The sequence below is a fragment of the Prauserella endophytica genome (assembly GCF_005146945.1).
Taxonomy (GTDB): Bacteria; Actinomycetota; Actinomycetes; order Mycobacteriales; family Pseudonocardiaceae; genus Prauserella_A; species Prauserella_A endophytica.
Map to the genome: position 1 here is coordinate 20,004 of NZ_SWMS01000034.1, position 19,462 is coordinate 39,465.

The window sequence follows — 19,462 nt, forward strand, 5'->3', positions numbered from 1 at the left end:
TCCCGTGAGGAGGATCGGATGCGCCTGCTGACTGTCGACGACATCGACGAGCTGACCCTGGGGGCCACGCTGCTGGGCACCGGCGGTGGCGGAGATCCCTACATCGCGCGGCTCATGGCCCGCCAGGCGATCGAGGACCACGGCCCCGTGACCGTGGTCGACGCGGCCGAGCTCCCACCCGACGGCCGCGTGCTGACCGTCGCGGTGATCGGCGCGCCGACCGTGATCCTGGAGAAGGTGCCGGCCGGAGCCGAGTTCGTCGGCGCCGTCACGGCGCTGTCCAGTTTCATCGGCGAGAAGCCGGTGGCGATCATGCCGATCGAGGTCGGTGGCATGAACACGCTCATCCCGCTCGCGGTTGCCGCCGAGCTGGGCCTGCCGATCGTCGACGCCGATTCGATGCGCCGCGCCTTCCCACAGCTGGAGATGACCGTCTTCACCCTGGCAGGTGTGCCCGCCGGGCCGATGAGCATGGCGGATGAGAAGGGCAACGTCGTCGTCTTCTCCACGACGACCAACCAGGTCTCGGAGAAACTTGCCCGCGGTACGGCGATCATGCTCGGGCTGGCTAACGCGATCTCCTGCTACCCGCTGACCGCGGGCCAGATCATCGAGCACGGCATTCGCGGATCGATGACCTACTGCACCGAACTGGGCAAACGCCTGGCGGCCGTGCAGCGCGGTGAGGCCGGTGCCTACGACGAGTTCCTGTCCTTCGCCCAGGCGAGAAAATACTTCTCCGGCAAGATCGTCGATCTCGACCGGCACACCACCGACGGGTTCGCCAAGGGCACCGTGATGATCGAGCATTTCGATGACCCCGGCCGGACGATGCGGGTGGAGATCCAGAACGAGTTCCTGATCGCGTTCGACGGCGACCGCCCGGTGATCACCTCACCCGACCTGGTTTGCCTGCTGGACCACGAGAACGCCCAGCCGATCACCACCGAGATGCTCGCCTACGGCCAGCGCGTCGACGTGATCGGCCTGCCCTGTGCGCCCGAGTGGCACCGCGAAGGGTTCCTGGACATCGTGGGACCCCAGGCCTTCGGTTACGACGTCGACTACGTGCCCCTGGGAGGTGGCCAGCCGTGAGCACTCTGCGCATCGGAATCGACGTCGGCGGGACCAACACCGACGCCGTCGTGGTCGACGGGCCCGGTACGGTGGTCGCGTCGACGAAGGCCGCGACGACACCGGATCCCTTCGACGGGATCACCTCGGCCCTGGAGCAGGTGATCGCCGGCGTCGACGTCCGCAGGATCACCAGGGCCATGCTGGGCACGACCCATCCCGCCAACGCCATCATCCAGCGCCGTGAACTCGGCCGGGTCGGTGTGATCCGGCTGGCCGCGCCGTCGTCGCTGGCGGTGCGGCCGGGTGCCGCCTGGCCGAAGGAACTGCACGAGACCGTGATCGGCCCGTCCGCGATCGTCGGTGGCGGATTCGAGTACGACGGCACGGAGATCGCGCCGCTGGACGTCGAGGCCGTCGCGAAGTTCGCGGCGCAGTGTGCGGGGCAAGTTTCGGCTATCGCCGTATCCAGCCCGTTCGCCCCCGCCAGCAACGAGCACGAACTGCGGGCGGCTGAGCTTCTCGCGGCCGAGCTCGGCCCGGACTTCCCGGTCTCGCTGAGCCACCAGGTCGGCTCCCTCGGGCTGCTGGAGCGGGAGAACGCCACGATCCTCAACGCCGCCCTCCTCGGGGTTGCCCGCCGGGTCGTCAACGGGTTCCACTCCGCCCTGACCGGACACGGCATCGAGGTGGACTCCTATCTGACCCAGAACGACGGAACGCTGATGACGGCGAACGAGGCCGTGCGCTTCCCGATTCTGACCGTGGGCTCCGGGCCGACGAACTCGATGCGCGGCGCGTGTGCGCTGGCCGGGCTGTCCGACGCACTGGTGATCGACGTGGGCGGAACGTCGGCGGACGTGGGCATCCTGGTGGACGGATTCCCTCGGGAATCCTCCGCGGCCGTCGAGGTGGGCGGCGTGCGCACGAACTTCCGGATGCCAGACCTGATCTCGATCGGTCTGGGCGGCGGAACCACGGTGCAGGGCAGCGGTCCCGACGTCCAAGTCGGCCCAGCCTCGGTCGGCTACCGCGTGGTCTCCGATGCGCTCGTCCGTGGCGGTTCCACGCTGACCCTGTCCGACATCTCGGTGCGGGCGGGACGGCTGCACGGGTTCGGTGATCCCGCCCTGGTATCCGGTACGGACGAGGCCACTGTGGACGCCGCGCTGGCGTGGACCGACCAGCAGATCCAGATCATGTCGGAGCGGATGAAAGCCAGCCGTGCCGCGATGCCGCTGATCGCGGTCGGTGGAGGGTCACATCTGGTGCCGGATACCGTTCCAGGGGTGTCGGAGGTGATCCGGCCCGCCAACCATGCCGTGGCCAACGCTTTCGGGGCTGCCATCGCCGAGGCTTCGGGTGCGGTCGACCGGGTGTACCGGTACGAGCCACGCGGCCGTGAGTCCTGTGTGGAGGACGCCGTGCGGTTGGCGACCGAGGCCGCGGTCCGCGCCGGCGCCCACGCCAAGCGGGTGCGGATCACCTCGGTAGTGGAGGTCCCGCTGTCCTACCTGCCGGGCAAGGCCTGCCGCGTGCAGGTCAAGGCCGCCGGTCCGTTGGGGGCGTGAGATGACCGATCCGGAGCGGGTCTACCTCGCCTACAACGACGCCGAGAACAACCACGACGCCGAGACCGCCGCGGCGCTGCTCGCCCCGCACCTCACCGTCGAGGTCAATGGCCGGCCGGCGCTGTCCTCACCCGACGACGACCGCGCGGCCAACGCCGAACTGCTGCGCCGGTACCCCGACTATCGCCGCGAGGTCGTCGACGTCATGGTCAGCGGTGACCGCGGGACGATCCGGTGGCGGATGTGCGGCACGCCGGTGGATCCGGATGTGGAGCCCCTTGACGTCCAGGGTTGTTCGGTCGTAACGGTGCGGGAAGGACGCATCGCGCAGGCGTTCCTCTACTACAACGGTGCTGCACTGAACTCGGTGCTGGGAGCGGTTTCATGATCCCGATGGCGGACTGCCACGACGATCTGCTCATGGCGGTGCGGCACCTGCGGGAACGTGGGCACAGGGACCCGTTCGGTGACTTCTGGTTGCCGCAGTTGCGCGAGGGTGGCGTCGTCCTGCAGGTCCTGCCGGTGTACACCGAGGAGCAGTTCGTGGGCGAGGGCGCGCTGCGCCGCGCGCTGCTGCTGCTCGAGGAAGCCCGGCAGCTAGCCGAGGTGCACAGCGCGGAAGTGTCCATTGTGGAGACGTCCGAAGAGTTGTCCCGCACGCTCGAACAAGGGCGTATCGCGCTGCTGCTGGCGATCGAAGGTGCCGAGCCGGTCGGCAACGACCTGGCGATGCTCGATGTCTTCTGGCGGGCCGGGGTGCGGATGGCGTCGCTGACGTGGAACCGCCGGACCATGCTGGCCGACGGGGTCGGCGAACAGGACACGGGAGGCAGGCTGACCGCACTCGGGGTGGATGCGGTGGCCGAGATGGAGCGGCTCGGTGTGGTGCTGGACGTGAGCCACCTGTCGATGGCGGGATTCTGGCACGTCGCCGAGGTCGCGCGGCGACCCTTCGTCGCGTCGCACTCCTCGTGCCGCGCGCTGCAGGCCCACCCGCGCAACCTTACCGATGACCAGATTCGCGCGATCGCCGCGTCGGGCGGGTTCGTCGGGATCAACGCGTTCGGGCCGTTCCTGTACGACCAGCCGGAGCTCCGGCACTACGTCGACCATGCCGCACACGCTGTCGAGCTCGTCGGAGCCGGACACGTCGCGCTGGGCCCGGATTTCATGGACGACGTCGCCAGGACCGTCGACCCGATCCTGCAAGGTGCGCTGGTGGATGTCGCCGCGCTGCCGGTGGTCAAGGACCTGCGGCGGCCGGCGGATCTCGCTAAGCTCGGGCCGTTGCTGATGGACCGGTTGGGGAAGCGCGACGCCCTTGCCGTGGCCGCCGGCACGCTGATCGACTTTCTCGGCCGGGCGCTGCCCCGGTAGGTGGACGCGGAGGGCGCGATCGGCCGATGACTCCGCCGTCCTGGCTGTGCGGGGACATCAGCCGTCAGCCTGGCCTTTCTCCGGGATCAGCTTCAGCAGGCCATACCCGCCATCAGCAACATCAGCGCGGCGAGCACCATCCAGCCCGCGCTGCCACCGGTCGAGGCCAGCGTCCCGGCCGAGTTCGTGCGGCCGCCGCTGTGGCTCCTTTTCCGTACATGATCTTCACCTGCCGTCGTCGATCGGGCGGTTGACGTGATGTCATTGGGCGTAGCGGCGGAACAACTGTCCCGCCGGTCCGGCGAGATAGACGCCGAGACGGGAGAAGTCGTAGAAGTCTCGGGCAGGAACAGCAACGTGAGCAGGATTCCCGCCACCCGGCAGCGCGGACGGTCACGATCCTGTCGATGTCAAACAGGATTGTTCCCACGCCGATCCAGAACGGGCGGAACTCCAGCTGTCGTCCCACACCAGCATTGACAGGACCAGCAGCAGGCAATACCCCACGTCGATCAGGAAGCCGAAGACCCCCCACAGCTGCTGCAACAGGTACGGAACCGTGATCCTGCTCAGTCCGTAGGACCACAGGTGGTCCAGCCCCCCGTTGCCGGCGCACGCGCTGCCGCCACAGGTCACGCCACATCGGCATCAGCTCGGTGGTGGTCGCACACGCCGACGGTGAGACACATCGGTATCCCAGCGTCAGGCAGGCGAGCGTGCTCGCCATGTCCTCAGTCAACGCGCCGCGGTGGTAGACATCGCCACCTCGGCCCGGGAGCGGACCGCCTCGCGTCCCGGAAACCTGGCGCAGCACGGAACCCGGAACATCGTCGAGGCCCCGGTCAGCACCCACACGCCACTTTTGCGACGACAGATTCCCGCGCGTAGCGGACGTACTCGTTGCGCTGGAGCTGATAGATCAGCCCCTGGGCCCCTTCGCCGTGGAAGCTGCCGCCCACCGCGCCGACCCTGGCGTTCTCCTCCCATGTGGTCGAGCGAGCGTCTCCGTATCCGGTGGCTCGGCGGTGCGCTGAGCACACGCCGCTCCGCATCTGGTGTTCGCGCTGCACATCAATGCGGCACACCGGGGTCCTACCGTGCCGCCCACGTCTGTTGCTGAGAGGAGCTCGCTGATGGGCCCATACCGCGTCTCCATGGACATCGGAGGGACGTTCACCGATGTCGTCGCCTACGACGAGAGTGGCGGCGTCTTCCATGCCGGCAAGTCCTCCACCACGCCGGAGGACCTGACCGAAGGCGTGCTGAACGCGCTCGGATCGATCGTGCGGTCGCCAAGTGACATCTCGTTCATGGTGCACGGCACCACCCAGGGACTGAACGCCCTGCTGGAACGTCGCGGGGTCAAGGTCCTGCTGCTGGCCACGGCCGGTGCCAGCGACACCTACCACATCGCACGCGGCCCCCGGACCCGGCTCTACGACCTGCACTTCCGCAAGCCCGAACCGCTGCTCCCGCTGCGGGACATCGTGCCGGTGGGCGGCCGCTTCAGCGCGGAGGGGGTCGAGCTGGAACCGCTGGAGGAGGCCGCTGTCCGGGCAGCAGCCAAGCGCTTCGCGAACGAGGGATTCGGCGCGATCGCGGTCGGGTACCTGTTCAGCTACAAGAATCCGGCACACGAGCTGCGCACCAGGGAGATCCTCGTCGAGGAACTCGGTGCGGACATCACCATCTCGCTGTCGCACGAGGCCGCCAAGGAATGGCGGGAGTACGAACGCACCTCCTCGGCCGTGATCGAGGCCTACACCGGCCCCGTGGTGCGTCGCTATCTCAGTCGGCTCGAGCAGAGCCTGGACGAACAGGGACTCACCGTCCCACTGCACGTCATGCAGTCCTCCGGCGGAATCCTGACGGCCGAGTCGGCGCAGAAACGCCCACTTCAGACACTGCTGTCCGGGCCGGTGGGCGGGACGATGGGCGGTGCGGCACTGGCCAAGGCGCTTGGCACGCCCAACCTGATCTGTGTCGACATGGGCGGCACCTCGTTCGATGTGTCCCTTGTGGTGGACGGTGAGCCGGTGGTCTCGCCCGAGGCCTCTTTGGAAGGCCTGCCGATGCTGATGAGCGTCGTCGACATCCACACGATCGGCGCGGGTGGCGGGTCGATCGCCTGGATCGAGGCGGAAGGCCTGCGGGTCGGGCCGCAGTCGGCGGGTGCCGATCCCGGCCCCGCCTGCTACGGCAGGGGTGGTGAGCAACCCACCGTGACTGATGCCAACCTCGCGCTCGGCCGGGTCGATGCGGACTGGTTCGCGGGCGGACACCTTAGCCTGGATCTCGAACCTGCCAAGACCGCGCTCGCCGCCCTCGGCCACAAGCTGGGCCTGGACGTCATCCAGACCGCGGAGGGCATCTGCGACGTCGCCAACGCCAAGATGGCGCAGGCGATCCGCACCATCACGGTGTCGCGGGGCATCGAGCCGCGCGAGTTCACCCTGGTCGCCTTCGGTGGCGCGGGGCCGATGCACGCGGTGTTCCTCGCCGAGGAGCTGGGGATCTCCGAGGTCGTCGTGCCGCGCTTCCCCGGTGCCTTCTCCGCGTGGGGCATGCTGCAGACCGAGATCCGCAAGGACTTCTCCGAACCGTACTTCTTCGTCGACGAGGACCTCGACCGTGCCGACATGGCCGCCCAGTTCACGGCCATGGACCGGACCGCGATGGAGTCGCTGGCCGGGGAGGGCGTGCCCGAGCACAGCCGGCGCACCGCCCACGCCGTCGACATCCGCTACGTCGAGCAGGAGTACACGCTGACGGTGCCGGTGCTGGAGGTGGACGAACCGCTACGCGAGGACTTCCTCGAGGTGATCTCCAAGCGTTTCGCCGAGCAGCACGAGTCCCGTTACGGGCACGCGAACCTCGGCGCTCCCGTCGAATTCGTCACACTGCGCACCATCGCCCTCGGCGATCTGGGTCAGGCGGAGACCGAGCGCATCGCGGCGACGGCAGGCGAGGACTTCCCGCGCGAGATCAGGACGGTGGTCTTCGACCGCACCGAGCGGGACACCCTGCTCGTGCGGCGGGACGACCTCCTGCCCGGCCACACCTTCGACGGCCCGGCGATCGTGCTCGAAGGCACCGCAACCACCGTGGTGCCACCCGGCCACCAGGTCACCGCTGACGACATCGGTTCCCTCGTCATCCGGAGCAAGGAGCAGTGATGAGCAACCAGAAACCCATCGACCCGGTTGTCGTCGAGATCATCCGCAACGCCCTGAAGTCCTCCGCCGACGACATGAACGCGATTCTCATCAGGTCCGCGTACACGCCGCTCATCTACGAATGCGGTGACTGCGTCGTCGCGCTGCTGGACGACCAGCACCAGGTGCTCGGTCAGTCCGCGGGTTTGCCGATCTTCCTGGGCAACCTGGAGACCTGCACCAAGGCGACCGAGGAGCGGTTCGGGCGTGAGGTGTGGCAGCCCGGCGATGTGTGGATCCTCAACGACAGCTATCTCGGCGGCACCCACCTCAACGACGTCACGATCTTCGGACCGGTGTTCGTCGACGGCGAGCTGGTCGGGTTCACCGCCTCGCGCGCGCACTGGATCGACGTCGGTTCCAAGGACCCAGGTGGTTCGATGGACTCGACCTCGATCTTCCAGGAGGGGCTGCGCCTCGGCCCGCAGAAGCTCGTCGAGGGCGGCCGCGAGGTGCATCAGGTGATCGACACGATCTCCACCAACGTGCGCTTCCCGTACCCGACGATGGGCGACATGCGGGGCATGATCGCGTGCATCACGATGGGGCAGCAGCGACTGGAGGAGATCGTCCGCCGGTGGGGACTGGAGACGCTGCGTGCGGCCCGGGACGAGATCTTCGCCCAGACCGAGCGGCTGGAGCGGGAGGTCATCCGTGGCATCCCGGACGGCATCTACACCGCGGAGGGCTTCCTGGACAACGACGGCGTCGACCTGGACACCCCGATCCCGGTCAAGCTGAAGATCACGGTGTCCGGTGAGGACATCGAGTTCGATGTCACCGAGTCCGCGGACCAGACGGTCGGCCCAGTCAACTGCGGCACCTCGCAGACGGTGTCCGCATGCCGGGTCGGTTACAAGCTCCTGGTCAGCCCGGACGTGCCCGGCAACGGTGGCTCGTTCCGTCCGATGACGGTGCAGGTCCGTGAGGGTTCGGTGTTCGGCGCGCAGGCACCCGCCGCCTGCCAGTGGTACTTCTCCCACCTCGGCCTGCTCATCGACCTGGTGGCCAAGGCTCTCGCGCCTGCGCTGCCGGACAAGGTCGCGGGCGCGAGCCACGGCGACTCGATGATCGTGCTGGTCGCCGGGCGGGACCCGCGGACCGAACGCGACTACGTCAGTCTCGAGGCCACCCTGGGTGGCTGGGGCGCGTGGGAGGGCTCCGACGGCGAGAGCGCGCTCATCAACAATGTGAATGGGTCACTGAAGGACATCCCGACCGAGGTGTTCGAGACCCGGTTCCCGTTCCGGATCACCGAGTACGGGTTCCGGCCCAACTCCGGTGGGGCGGGGAAGTGGCGCGGCGGCAACGGTGTGATCCGCGAATACGAAGCGCTGGAGGACTGCACGGTCTCGCTCTGGTTCGAGCGCTCGATCACGCCGGCCTGGGGACTGTTCGGCGGGGCGGGCGCCACCCCGCCCGAGGTGATCGTCAACCCCGGGCGGCCGGACGAGCGCCGGCTGCTCAAGTGCAACGGCCTTCGGCTGCGCAATGGTGATGTGTTCCGCTGCCACACCGGTGGTGGCGGGGGATTCGGTGACCCGGGCGAGCGCGACCCCGAGGCGGTGCGCATCGATGTACTCGACGGGCAAGTCTCCGCCGCGGCGGCGCGGGAGGTCTATTCCGTGGGCTGACGGCCGTGCGCGTCACGCAGTGCCGTCCGGCGATCCGCCGGGCGGCACCGTGGCGCGGTCGCCCAGCAATGCGAAACACGCCACGTGGATGGCGAGCCGGCGATCCGGATCGTCGAATGCGATGCCCCTGGCGCGGATGCGGTCGAGGCGGCCGGAGACGGTGTTGCGGTGCACCCCGAGGCGGGCCGCCGCCTGGGTGGTCGAGCCGCCACAGTCCAGTACCGCACACAGCGTCCGGACCAGCACATCGCCGTCGGCGGAGGTCAGCAGGGCTGCCAGGGCGGTTTCCGCGGCCGTGGTCAGCTCCTCGTGCTGCAGACTGGCCAGCACCACGCGCGGACCCAATGCGCCGAAGGATTCGACCGCGCCGGGACCCGACCGGATCGCCACCGAGGACGCGAGCGCGGCCTCGTGCAGGGAACGTCGCAGCCCGTCTATCCCGCGCCCGGGTTCGCCGAGGCCCGCGCTCAACGGCAGCGCGCATCGGATCCTGGGCAGCCGCCTGCGCAACCGGCTCAGTACCCGGCCGGTCGTCAGCTCGGGGCCGCTCCACCAGCTCACCCATCCCTCGCCGTGGGGGACCAGCTGATGGTCCGCGAACGCCTCGTGCCATCCGGCCAGTACCCCGGCCGCCGCGATATCCGGGTCGAGCGAGGGCGCGCCCGCCGCGGGGCGTAGGAGGACGGCGACGTTCATCTCGTCGAACCGCCAGCCGAGCTCCCGGGCCGCCTGTTCGGTGTCGGCGTCCGGCCGGTCGCTCAGCAGCGCTTCCAGCAGCAGCCGTTCCTGTGCCCCGCGGCGCGCCAGCGCGAGTTTCGGCTTTGCCGCACTCGCAGACAGCGGAGCACGGGCAAGCCGCAGGATCGTCGTGACCGTCTCCGCCCCGGACGGAGACGGCGCAGACAATCGTGCGACGAGATGCGCCCACGGCTTGCCGTCGACGGCAGGCACCGGGATACGCACCTGGCCGCCGACGGCGGCGACCTTGCCCGCCAGCACCTGCCCGTCCTCGGCGACGAGCGCCACCGACGTGCCCGGAAGCTCGGTGTTGATCACGCCGACGATGCCCCGCAGGCTCGACTGCTCGCTGATGGACGAGGCGCACCGCGCGGCTAGCTGTGCGCGGGCGGCGCCGGGGCTCGCCACCGCGGCGGCCAGCTCGAGGGCATGCTGCGCGGGATCCCCTTCGACGACGAACAGGGGCACGTGCAGCCGTTCGGCGAGGGCGATCGTGGACCGGTTGACGGTGCTGCCGGCCGGCGCGATCACACAGGCCGCGCCGCGCTCCCACGCCGCGCGCAGCGCGGATTCCAGGGCCCAGCCACCTTGCGCCGCGGGACTGTGCAGGACGAGCGCTGTGTTCGGCCGGCAGCTACGGGTCTGGTCCAGATCGGACACCAGGACCACGTACCGCACCTGGGCGTCCAGGTTGGCGTCGGCGAGCATTATGGCCTTCGCCAGCGGGCCATGGTGCACGAGCTCGGCGACCGTAAGGACCTCCGGCAGTCGGGAGCCGCTCATCGGCGCGGTTCCTCGGAAGGGAGCCGGACCGGGAAACCCCGGGATGAGTCAGGACGTATTCTCCCCGTCAGCATGGAGACCCGGACAAATACCATCAAATGCGTCATTCGCCTACGCCTTTCCCGCCTGGCGAAGACAGTAACGAGCCATCAGACGGGTCCTGCCGACCGGGACCCACACCGATCCGGTCACCAGGGATAGTCACCGCGGGCAGGAACCGCGAAACGGAACCCTGACCGTCGGTGTGTCGACGACTCGCACGGTTCCGGTCGCTAAGAGCTCGCAGCCGCGAGGGGCGATCTCCGGGAATGATCCCCACCGGGGTCACTGCCGGGCGGGGCGGAATACACGCTGACTCTGTGCCTGGCGGAGAGCCTGGTCGTGTGCGGTGAGCTGGCAATGGCGTCTTTGTAAGGCGCGAGAATTTGCTGAGGTGACTACTGACGGCGACCGGTCGCCGTGCGGACTCGCGAGCGCCGCGTGACGCCGTCCTGGCGTCCCCCGGGTTCAAGGGTTCTCCTGGATGTTCGGTGTGAGTTTCGCGGTCGCGACGGAGCTCGTCGGCCCTCGCGGTGCGCCGACACGACGAACGCGATCGCCGTTCAGCACGGGACTTCCATGCCCGCAAGTGGCTGACGCCGTGGCTGGGCCCAAGGAGATCCAGCACGCGTTTCAGGACGCACCGCGTCACGGCACTCGTGTCGACGGCACGCAGGCTCATGACGAGCCTGATGTCCGGGCTTCCGTCCATCGTCATCGCGACCCGGAAACGGGTGGTCGCCTCCGCCGGGACGTCGTGTCCAGGAGTTATCGTCCCGGCGCGCGTGGTCGTGCCGTCCTTCGCGGCCAGGCAAGCCTTGCGGAGTCGAGTGACCTGCCGGGCCCGCGCATGCGGGTCGGTGGTGGGTTCCAGTTCGGTCGCCAGGTTCTCGATCAGTCGCTGCGCCAGTGGGAGTCTGTTCGCGTTGTCGCTCACGTGGCGGGGCCTCTCCTGTCTTCGTCCGTGCGTCCTCTCCGGGACAGCCCGGGAGGGGTGCAGCTCCCTACTGTCGACGACGAGGGTCCCGTCAGTTCGGACACACGCGGGCGCTTTTCTTGGAAGCACATGGGTTCTACATACCCTGACGCCCCATTCCGGAGAGGGGGAAACCGAAGGAGCGCGGGCCGACCAGGGCAAGACCCTGCGGGGTGTGCCACACATCGGCCGCGGGCACGACAACGACCTGCACTTCGCTGCCCACCGTCACCGACTCCACGTCGATGACATGACCGTCGTGCGGGTCCAGCAGGCAGATGATGTCCGGAACGGCCGCCGCCACCGCACCGTCGACCAGGGCGAGCAGCAGCTCGTTCTGCGCCTCCAACCTGATCAACCGCACCGGTTCCGCGTGTGAGCGCACGACGATGCTCGACGGGTACGCCGGATGACCGGTGTCCGCTGGCCGGGTGCGGTGTTCGAGCTCGACGACTCGACCTGTGCCGAGTACGCGGCTGCCGGCCTGGGCCTTGAGCCGTATGGCCAAATCGTCGGTGTCCGTAGCATCGAGCAGAGCCCGGCCGACCGCGATCGCCCGGCTGATCGAACCGACGATCCCGGCCGAGGGCAGCCGTGCCGTGGTGGTCGGGTACATCGCGGTCAGCATCCATCCGCCGGAGACGTTGACCGCCGCCCGCAGCAACCTCTCCGCACGCTCCGGTGTGGCGTCGAGGATCAGGGTGTCGCCGGTCGCGCCGACCGCGGCGAGTGGGGTGAGCGACACCCCGGCGAGCGCGAAGGAGGTCTGGTGGATCAGCGGGAACACGCGGCCCATCCCGTCACAGTCCACCAGAGGCAGGCCGAGCGACGCGGCCGCGGCGACGGGGGTGAGCGCGTTGGCAGTGGCCGCGTCGAGGGCGGCGACGGCGCCGAGTTTCGTGCCCAACCTGGCCTCCAGCGCCCGGACCACCTGTAGCGGCTCGTCGCCCACCATGGGCAGCTCGGCCAGCGCGGTGACGGATCCGACCAGACCGATGGCGGCGCAGGCGGTATCCGGGGCGAGCTCGTCCGGCTGTACGAGCGGGACCGGGCCGTGCTCGGTGAGCAGCGCGGAAAGCCAGTGCAGCACTCCGTCGACATCCGTCCGCCCGGCGCCGGACGCGAGCAGGTGCGCACCCGCGGCCAGTGTGGGCAGGTCCTCGGCTGTCACCGCGTTCACGGACGTGCTCCCGCCGCAGCACGAACGCGGAGACGGTAGGTCCCCGCGCGCACGTACGCAAGGGCGGTCGCGCTGGACTCGACGATCCGCTCGGAGCCCGGCGGGGCGTCGCTCGTCGCGACCATCCCGCAGGCGCGATCCTCGGTGGCACGTTGCTGCTGGCGCAGCTCGTCGGTCGAGCCGGCGTGCACGACGAGGTCGACCCACGACGTCGGTTCGCAGGAGGCCGCACCGACGGTGGCCAGGTCGAGGTCGCCGTTGCCGATGACCACCGGGGAGACGTCGGGTGAGCCGCGCAGCGACCGCTCGGGGCCGGCCCGGAACGACTCGGTGCCGGTGGTGGTGAGAACCGGTTGCGGTGCGGCCAGCCGCACACCGAGTGCGCCCTGGAGATCGGCCGCGACGTGCGGGAGCCCGTCGCGGACCTCGCCGATCGTGCAAGTCGTGCCGTCCTCGACGACGATCGTCGCGTTGTCGCGACCGTTCAGCACGGCGGCGCCGAGCAGGGTCATCGCCCACTTCGCTTCGAGCCCGAGCACGGGCAGTGCCCGCAGGCGTTCCGCCGAGACGCGTCCGCCGTCGCCGGTGGCGAACCAGCACGGCACGTCGCCGAGCGGCCGCGTAGCGCGCTGACAACGATCGACCAGCCGTCCGGCGGCGGAGAGCAGTGCCGCGTTCAGCACCGCTGCCGTCTCCCGCACCAGCAGGCCCATGCCACCGACCTCATGCGAGAGGCTCACCCGCAGGTCCGGGACGGCGTCGAGGACGGCTTTCGCCACCGCGCTCTCGTGACCGGGCGCTCCCACGGCGCCGGTCGCGACCACCGCGATCGCTTCCAGGCCGAGCCGGCGTGCCTCGCGCGCGGCCTCGACCGCACTCGGCACATCCAGCGGTGCTAGCGGGGTGCCGAATAGGTCGTGCCCCCCAGAAACGGTCGTCCTGTGGGGTACGAACGAGCGCAGCGTGGACGACGGGTGGTCGGCCAGCGCGGCGTGCCGGGGGACCCGCGGCAGCACGCGCAGAACGGACACCGGGGTAACGCCCAGGTCGGTGCGTGGCCGGCGTACCGCCTCGACGAGCACATCGCTGATTTCCAGAGTCACCGAGCGCACCCCGTGTGGCGCCAGGTTGCCGAGTTCGTGCAGAACCGTGCCCAGCGCGCGGGCACCCACGGCCGTCGACTGCCCAAGGACATGTCCGGCGTCGGCGAGGACTCCCCGGACCGCGCGGCCGCTCAGGCGTGCACCTATACGCATGCCACCTCCTGTCCAAGCATGCCACGTGGTCCGGCCCGTGCCGGTCAGCGCGGCATGGCGACCACCCGGGAGGGCGCCACGACCCGGAGGAGCCGCTGGAGTTCCACGGCCGTGGGACCTTCGTAACCGATCAGTTTGCTGTGGCTCCAGCCGAAGCGCGCGCTCAGGTCGGCGAGGAACTCCGCGTACTTCAGCGGCGCGACCGTCGCGTCGATCACCGGGACGCCCACTTTCTCTTGGACCTGACGGTAGAAACCGAACTCGATGGTGCACCCCAGCACCACGATGTCCGCGCCGTCCTCGGCGACCGCCGCGGTCGCCTCCTCGAGGATGCGCCGCTCGGTGAGCTCGTGGTCGACCTGGAAATCGTTGACCCCCATGCCGAGCACCCGAAAGGAGGCGAGCCGGTCGGCCATGCCGTACTTGTGCACGTTCTCCGTCATCTCCGGGACCCACTTGCGCCGGCCGACGAGCACGGAGAACTTCTCCCCAAGGGTCGAGGCGATCGCCAGGCACGCCTCGGCCGGAGCGGTGACGACCATGCGGGTGGCGACCTCTCGGGCGGCCCGCAGGAACGGATCGTAGAAGCAGCCGATGACCAGGGCGTCGTAGCCGGACTCCTCGGCCCAGCGCACGGTGCCCAGCAGGTCGGGCGCGACCAGCGCCTCGTAGCAGCTGTACTCCAGGTGGCTCGGCCCCTCGCCGCCGAACGACACCACGTCCACCGACGTGCCCGGCTGGACGGCATCCCGAAACGACTGGGCGAGTGCCTCGTCGTGCGCGTCGGTGCACAGCGGGTTCACCCACAGAATCCTGGTCATTGCAATTCCTTTCCTTCGGTTTCCGGCAGGACCAGTCCAAGCACGGCCGTGGCGACGAGGAACAGGTCGATGAAGATCACCGTGGTGGAGAAGCCACTGGCGTGGGCGAGCAGGAGGCCGACCAGGCTCGGAGCGACCGTGTTCGCAACGCGCTGGCCGAAGATGCCGAGGCTATAGCCCACACCGCGCACCGGGGACGGATACAGCTCGCCGATCCAGGTGTCCCAGACGCCCCAGGCGCCGAGGCTGAAGAAGGACAGCCCGAAAATTCCGGCGTAGAGCTCGGTCAGCGTGCTCGCGTTCGCGAAGTAGACCCCGCCCGCCGCCGCGGCCAGGACGTAACCGATGAACACCTTCTTGCGCCCGAACCGGCCGGTGAGCCACGAGGCGCTGAGGTAGCCGGGGATCATGAATACCGCGCTGATCGCCACGAAGCCCAGGCTCGACGACGCGGACAGCCCGCGTTCCTGCAGCAGTGTGGGCAGCCATGTCTGCAGGCCCCAGTACCCCCACGAGAACAGGAAGTTCACCGCGATCTGGATGATCGTGATGCGGCCGAGCGACCCCTTGAGCAACCCGAGGATGGAGCCCGCTTTCAGCCCGGGCACGGTGAGTGGCCGGTCGCGGTCCAGGTCCGTGGCACCGAGGCGGGCCAGCACGTCGTATGCCTCGTCCGAGCGGCCTTGCTGGGCGAGCCAGTACGGAGATTCCGGAACCCAGCGGCGGATCACCAGCGCCCACAGGCTCGCCGCGGCGCTGACGGCGACCACGGCGCGCCAGCCGTGATCACCGAACAGCGCGGCGACCGCGACGGCCGCCAGCACGCCGATCGGCCAGCCCGCCGCGAGGAAGACCGCCGCACGGCCACGGTTACGAACCGGAAGGAGCTCTTCGAAGTAGGGGAAGGTGATCGCGAAGACGCCCGCGAAGACGAAGCCGGACAGCAACCGCGTGGCCATCAGGACCTGGTAGTTGGGTGCGACGGTGCTGAGCAGGGTGAGCACGCCGTAGCCGGCAAAGCTCCACATGCACGTTCGCTGCCGCCCGATCCGATCGGCGACGGGACCCCACACGAGCGCGCCGGGGATCATGCCGAGGAACAGGGCCGAGATCACCAGGCCCAGCTGGGCGGTGGTGATGCCCAGACTGTGCTGCAGGTCCGCGGCGATGTAGGTGAGACTGAGCATCTCCCAGGACTCGATGGCGAACGCCACGAAGAGCGCGGCGCCTGCTTTGACGTGCGCCGCGGTGAGCGGCATCCGGGCGAAAACCGTGCCCACCGGTATCGTAGCGGCGGGGCCGGAATGGACCTGATCATCGGTGCTCATCGAACACCTCCGGTGAGGGCGACTGGGGCGGATGAGTGCGGGACTGTAGGTGCCGCGCGAGTGGCCTCGATGTGCTCGGTGAACACCTCGGACCTTCGCGAGTGTGCTGTGCGCCACCTCGCACCGTCCGCCGGTGAACCGCGGTCCGCGGATCGCCGAACCGATTGCGCGTGCCGCTCCGCGTTACCTATCGGGTAGGGGCTGTCCGAGGGCAACGGCCTCGAGGGCGATCCACTGTGCCTCGGTAATGGCCGTATAGCCAGTGATCGGGCCCACCGGCGCGGTGGAAACCCACGGCCGTGCGGATTGTTCCGGTCGCACGGACTGCCGCGCCCCCGGCTCTCCGGACGGTGTGCGTGGCCAGGTCGCGCGCGACGTCGAGGGCAACCCTGTCGTGACGGTGAACCTGGCCAGGCAGGTCGCGCAGGCACCGCGCAACACGGCGCGGGGGTCTCTGGCGGCGCCCGGCGAGCTCCGCCGACGTCGTCCGGCTCCGAGTCGTTGCCGGACGGGCGGCCTCACCCGGTCTCGCCGAAGCCAGCGGAGACGCCGGTCGGCGTCTCGGAGATCCCCTCCACCGCGACCAGAGCACCACGCACAGGAATGCGACCGCGGCGAACACCAGTGATTGTGTGACAGGATCTCGCGCTCCGGCGGCGAGCCCACCGACCACCGACAGTTCGAAGGCGACAGCCGACAGCGCACGAGTGCACCACGGGATGCCGGGGCCGGGTTGGCAGCAACCGGACCGCGAGGCTGTAGAGGGCGCAAGCCAGCAACGTGGCTGCCAAGACGTCACTGGGTCGGTGGTGGTAAGGGGCATGGACTGCGGCGGCCAAGACAGCGAGCCACAGCATGCCCGCGGCGACGACGTACGGGCGGATGCGTGGAGACGCGACGAGGACGGCGCCGAGGGCGAGTCCGGCACGGGCGGACATACCCGCTCGGAAAGCTCGCCTCCATGAGCGCGACCGGCGCGTTCGCCAGGCCAAGGCGAGGGAGGATCTTGCGGAGTAGCTCGGTGCCACCCAAAGCCCATGACGACACCGGCAGCCGCGCAGCCTCGCCACCAGCACCTGCGCGCCAGGACGCAGCCACGATCGCGACCACACCCACGATCAGGGTCGGCTCAGCCGCATCCCCCAGTGGGGGCAGGGTAGGACCGTGCGCACCGCAGTTCCCGACCAGTCGTAGATCCACTCGTCTTCAGCACCGTTGGTGCCGGCCAGCAGTGCGTTCTCCGCTCGTTGTCCGAACGGGGCGCAGACGGCGATGAGGTAGACCGCTAGGTCCGAGCAGATACAACAGCGCTGACGTTCGCCGCCATGTCACACGTGAAGACTCTCGCTCGAATGTGGCTTCCGGGAACGAGCCAGGGGTGTCCGGAGGTGTGGATCGGTTCGCGGATCGTGCTGCGTCCTTGCTTCTTCCCTTCTGTTCCGCGGACACCAGTTCTGGGACGTGTCCCCGGCTAACGCAGGGCCGATGAGTTGGCACAGCGCGCGCCGAGCGACGACGGAGATCGCCGCGACCGTAGCCTGGTCGGACTCGGTATGCGTGGTGACCACCGTCGGCCCGGCCCGGTACAGGCCTTCCGCCGTCCTGGCGGCCCATAGAGCCGGACTGCCGCAGCACCCGTCAACGAAGGCACAGATCTCGACGTCCTGTCGGCGTTGAACGACTACGACCATCCGCAGCGGCGTGCCGTCGAGTCGGTCAAGCCTGGGCAGACACTCGTGATGGACCGCCAGGGCGTCGGGCGGGCCACCGCCGCCGGGGACATTCTGATCACCCGGTTGCCGCGCCTGGGTGCCGCGGCGATCATCACCGACGGCTCGTTCCGCGATTCACCGAGCCTGCGCGACCTGGAATTTTGCAACTTCCCGGCGAACGTCTCGGCCATGACGAACCTAGCCCTGCACAACGCCGTGGACGTGCAGGTGCCCATCGGCTGAGCCGGCGTCCTGGTCTTTCCCGGCGACGTACTCGTCGGTGACGAGGAAGGAATCATCTGCGTTCCCCGGGACATCGCCGAATCGGGCGAAGGACGCCGTCGAGCAAACCCGGCTCGGGGAATTCGTGCTCGCCAGGATCGACGACGGCGCACCACTGCACGGAACCTATCCACGCGACGAGAAAACTCTGGCGGAATACCCGTGCTGGCGCGAACAAGGCCAGTCGTGATGCTCGTCAGCCCTCGGCGTCCGCGACTTCCGGCGGGCGGGTGCGCCCGGCCATGAACAGGGCGAACGCACCGCCCAGGGTGGCGATGGCGGCACCGGCCAGCAGCGGGCCGTAGGAACCGAGCATGGTCACCACGAGACCGGCCGCGAACGGGCCCGCCGCCCGGGCGATGACGACGAAAACCGACAGCAACCCGTTGACCCGGCCGTAGTTCAGCACGCCGTAGTACTCGGCGACCATCGTGCCCCGCAATAACTCCGACAGTCCGAACCCGATCCCGAACAGAACCACGAACAGCGCGATCGACACGGTCGACCGGGTGCCGCTGCCGGCCGTGGTTAACGGGAGGAACAGCGCCACGCCCTGCGTCGCGAAGACCAGGCAGCTGGCGCGGTCGACCGGCATCCGGGCCCCCACCGCGGTCATCGCCAGCCTGCCGAGCACCTGCAGCAGCCCGATCGCCGCGGAGGCCAGGGTCGCCATCGCGAGCGAATATCCCCGGCCGAGGAGGTAGGCCACGAGGCTGATGATCACCGCGAACTTGGCCGCGTTGACCAGGAACAGTGACATCGCGATCCACCGGAACGATGGCGTGTGGAACACGATCGAGCGCAGGCTGACCGGCGAGGTCACGGCGTCCTGCCGGGTGCGCGCCGTTGCCGCGGCGGCACCGTCCGGCACCAGCCCCAGGTCCGAGGGCCACCGACGCAGCAGCAGCGCGTGTATCGGCAGGCCGACCAGCGCCACCGTGCAGGCCAGCACTAGCAGGGCGTCGCGCCAGCCGACGGTATCGACCAGCACGCCAGTCAGCGGGACGAACACCGTGCTGGACAGCCCGCCCACGACAGTGATGATCATGACGGCGCGGGGGCGATGCACCCGGAACCACGACGTCGTCACCGCGAAGGCCGGCTCGTACAACGTCATCGCCATCGCCACGCCTGCGGCCACGAACAGCCCGAAGAAGCCGGGCAGCGTCTCCACAAAGGACCATCCGACGAGCACCCCGATGCTCAGCAGGCTGCCGGTGGTCATCACGCTGCGCGCCCCGCGCGCGTCGATCCACCTGCCGACCGGCACCGCGACCAGCGCGGACACCAGCAGCCCCGCGGCATAAGCCGTGTTCATCTGCGACAACGACCAACCCAGCTCGAGCTTCATCGGCCCCACCAACACCGAGAAGCCGTAGATCAGCACGCCCCACGACACCAGCTCCGAGACGCTGAGGCCACCGACCATGAGCCAGCCGTAATAAACCCGACCACGCACTCGTTTGTCTCCGAAGA

General features: G+C 69.1%; 14 protein-coding genes. 7 read left to right on the forward strand and 7 right to left on the reverse strand.

Annotated elements, in window-relative coordinates; all coding sequences use genetic code 11:
• Positions 1-18: 18 nt before the first annotated feature.
• The 4 genes from FCN18_RS34725 to FCN18_RS34740 are packed head-to-tail and all read left to right on the forward strand — an operon-like array spanning position 19 to position 4,022.
• Entirely contained in the window at positions 19-1,095 is a 1,077-nt protein-coding gene (locus FCN18_RS34725) for a DUF917 domain-containing protein (RefSeq protein ID WP_137097182.1), read from the forward strand.
• Entirely contained in the window at positions 1,092-2,645 is a 1,554-nt protein-coding gene (locus FCN18_RS34730; RefSeq protein WP_137097183.1) for a hydantoinase/oxoprolinase N-terminal domain-containing protein, read from the forward strand. Before FCN18_RS34725 ends, FCN18_RS34730 begins: the two co-directional genes overlap by 4 nt.
• Position 2,646: 1 nt before the next feature.
• Positions 2,647-3,033: a nuclear transport factor 2 family protein gene (locus FCN18_RS34735; RefSeq protein WP_137097184.1), complete on the forward strand. Its 387-nt coding sequence runs from the start codon at positions 2,647-2,649 to the stop codon at positions 3,031-3,033.
• Complete coding sequence (locus tag FCN18_RS34740) at positions 3,030-4,022, forward strand: dipeptidase (RefSeq protein ID WP_137097185.1); 993 nt, start codon at positions 3,030-3,032, stop codon at positions 4,020-4,022. The genes FCN18_RS34735 and FCN18_RS34740 overlap by 4 nt, the downstream gene beginning before the upstream one ends.
• Positions 4,023-4,114: 92 nt before the next feature.
• Here the strand turns inward: FCN18_RS34740 and FCN18_RS34745 are convergent, their stop codons facing one another.
• Positions 4,115-4,399 carry a hypothetical protein gene (locus tag FCN18_RS34745; protein WP_137097186.1) on the reverse strand — a complete coding sequence of 95 codons (285 nt, stop codon included), beginning with the start codon at positions 4,397-4,399 and terminating at the stop codon, positions 4,115-4,117.
• A 756-nt stretch (positions 4,400-5,155) separates the two neighbouring features.
• Here FCN18_RS34745 and FCN18_RS34750 point away from each other — a divergent pair.
• Together FCN18_RS34750 and FCN18_RS34755 are read left to right on the forward strand one after the other, a co-directional pair.
• Positions 5,156-7,198, forward strand: coding sequence for a hydantoinase/oxoprolinase family protein (locus FCN18_RS34750; protein WP_137097187.1), 2,043 nt, complete (start codon positions 5,156-5,158; stop codon positions 7,196-7,198).
• Positions 7,198-8,871, forward strand: a complete 1,674-nt coding sequence (locus FCN18_RS34755) for a hydantoinase B/oxoprolinase family protein (RefSeq protein ID WP_137097188.1) — start codon at positions 7,198-7,200, stop codon at positions 8,869-8,871. Before FCN18_RS34750 ends, FCN18_RS34755 begins: the two co-directional genes overlap by 1 nt.
• 12 nt (positions 8,872-8,883) lie before the next feature.
• Here FCN18_RS34755 and FCN18_RS34760 read toward each other — a convergent pair whose 3' ends face one another.
• From FCN18_RS34760 to FCN18_RS34780, 5 genes are all read right to left on the reverse strand, one after another.
• Entirely contained in the window at positions 8,884-10,392 is a 1,509-nt protein-coding gene (locus tag FCN18_RS34760) for a PucR family transcriptional regulator (protein WP_137097189.1), read from the reverse strand.
• Between the two features lie 1,112 nt (positions 10,393-11,504).
• Positions 11,505-12,587 carry a DUF917 domain-containing protein gene (locus FCN18_RS39325; RefSeq protein WP_158303233.1) on the reverse strand — a complete coding sequence of 361 codons (1,083 nt, stop codon included), beginning with the start codon at positions 12,585-12,587 and terminating at the stop codon, positions 11,505-11,507.
• Positions 12,584-13,843: a hydantoinase/oxoprolinase family protein gene (locus tag FCN18_RS34770; protein ID WP_137097191.1), complete on the reverse strand. Its 1,260-nt coding sequence runs from the start codon at positions 13,841-13,843 to the stop codon at positions 12,584-12,586. Before FCN18_RS34770 ends, FCN18_RS39325 begins: the two co-directional genes overlap by 4 nt.
• Before the next feature lie 44 nt (positions 13,844-13,887).
• On the reverse strand, positions 13,888-14,664 hold the full coding sequence (locus tag FCN18_RS34775) for an aspartate/glutamate racemase family protein (RefSeq protein ID WP_110342912.1): 777 nt from the start codon (positions 14,662-14,664) through the stop codon (positions 13,888-13,890).
• The gene (locus FCN18_RS34780) at positions 14,661-15,992 is read right to left on the reverse strand and encodes an MFS transporter (RefSeq protein ID WP_206078052.1); all 1,332 of its coding nucleotides are present in this window, start codon (positions 15,990-15,992) and stop codon (positions 14,661-14,663) included. The genes FCN18_RS34775 and FCN18_RS34780 overlap by 4 nt, the downstream gene beginning before the upstream one ends.
• Positions 15,993-17,665: 1,673 nt before the next feature.
• Here FCN18_RS34780 and FCN18_RS34785 point away from each other — a divergent pair.
• Positions 17,666-17,947 carry an RraA family protein gene (locus FCN18_RS34785; RefSeq protein WP_158303234.1) on the forward strand — a complete coding sequence of 94 codons (282 nt, stop codon included), beginning with the start codon at positions 17,666-17,668 and terminating at the stop codon, positions 17,945-17,947.
• 235 nt (positions 17,948-18,182) lie between these two features.
• Here FCN18_RS34785 and FCN18_RS34790 read toward each other — a convergent pair whose 3' ends face one another.
• Positions 18,183-19,415 (reverse strand): MFS transporter, encoded by a 1,233-nt coding sequence (locus FCN18_RS34790; RefSeq protein WP_110343582.1) that lies wholly within the window; start codon positions 19,413-19,415, stop codon positions 18,183-18,185.
• Positions 19,416-19,462 lie beyond the last annotated feature (47 nt).

What these genes read in the sequence shown, in the direction of transcription:
- FCN18_RS34770 (WP_137097191.1), bottom strand. Translation starts at nt 13,843, where the DNA reads ATGCGTATAGGTGCACGCCTGAGCGGCCGCGCGGTCCGGGGAGTCCTC.
- FCN18_RS34780 (WP_206078052.1), bottom strand. Translation starts at nt 15,992, where the DNA reads ATGAGCACCGATGATCAGGTCCATTCCGGCCCCGCCGCTACGATACCG.
- FCN18_RS34775 (WP_110342912.1), bottom strand. Translation starts at nt 14,664, where the DNA reads ATGACCAGGATTCTGTGGGTGAACCCGCTGTGCACCGACGCGCACGAC.
- FCN18_RS34750 (WP_137097187.1), top strand. Translation starts at nt 5,156, where the DNA reads ATGGGCCCATACCGCGTCTCCATGGACATCGGAGGGACGTTCACCGAT.
- FCN18_RS34740 (WP_137097185.1), top strand. Translation starts at nt 3,030, where the DNA reads ATGATCCCGATGGCGGACTGCCACGACGATCTGCTCATGGCGGTGCGG.
- FCN18_RS34760 (WP_137097189.1), bottom strand. Translation starts at nt 10,392, where the DNA reads ATGAGCGGCTCCCGACTGCCGGAGGTCCTTACGGTCGCCGAGCTCGTG.
- FCN18_RS34735 (WP_137097184.1), top strand. Translation starts at nt 2,647, where the DNA reads ATGACCGATCCGGAGCGGGTCTACCTCGCCTACAACGACGCCGAGAAC.
- FCN18_RS34790 (WP_110343582.1), bottom strand. Translation starts at nt 19,415, where the DNA reads ATGGTCGGTGGCCTCAGCGTCTCGGAGCTGGTGTCGTGGGGCGTGCTG.
- FCN18_RS34755 (WP_137097188.1), top strand. Translation starts at nt 7,198, where the DNA reads ATGAGCAACCAGAAACCCATCGACCCGGTTGTCGTCGAGATCATCCGC.
- FCN18_RS34725 (WP_137097182.1), top strand. Translation starts at nt 19, where the DNA reads ATGCGCCTGCTGACTGTCGACGACATCGACGAGCTGACCCTGGGGGCC.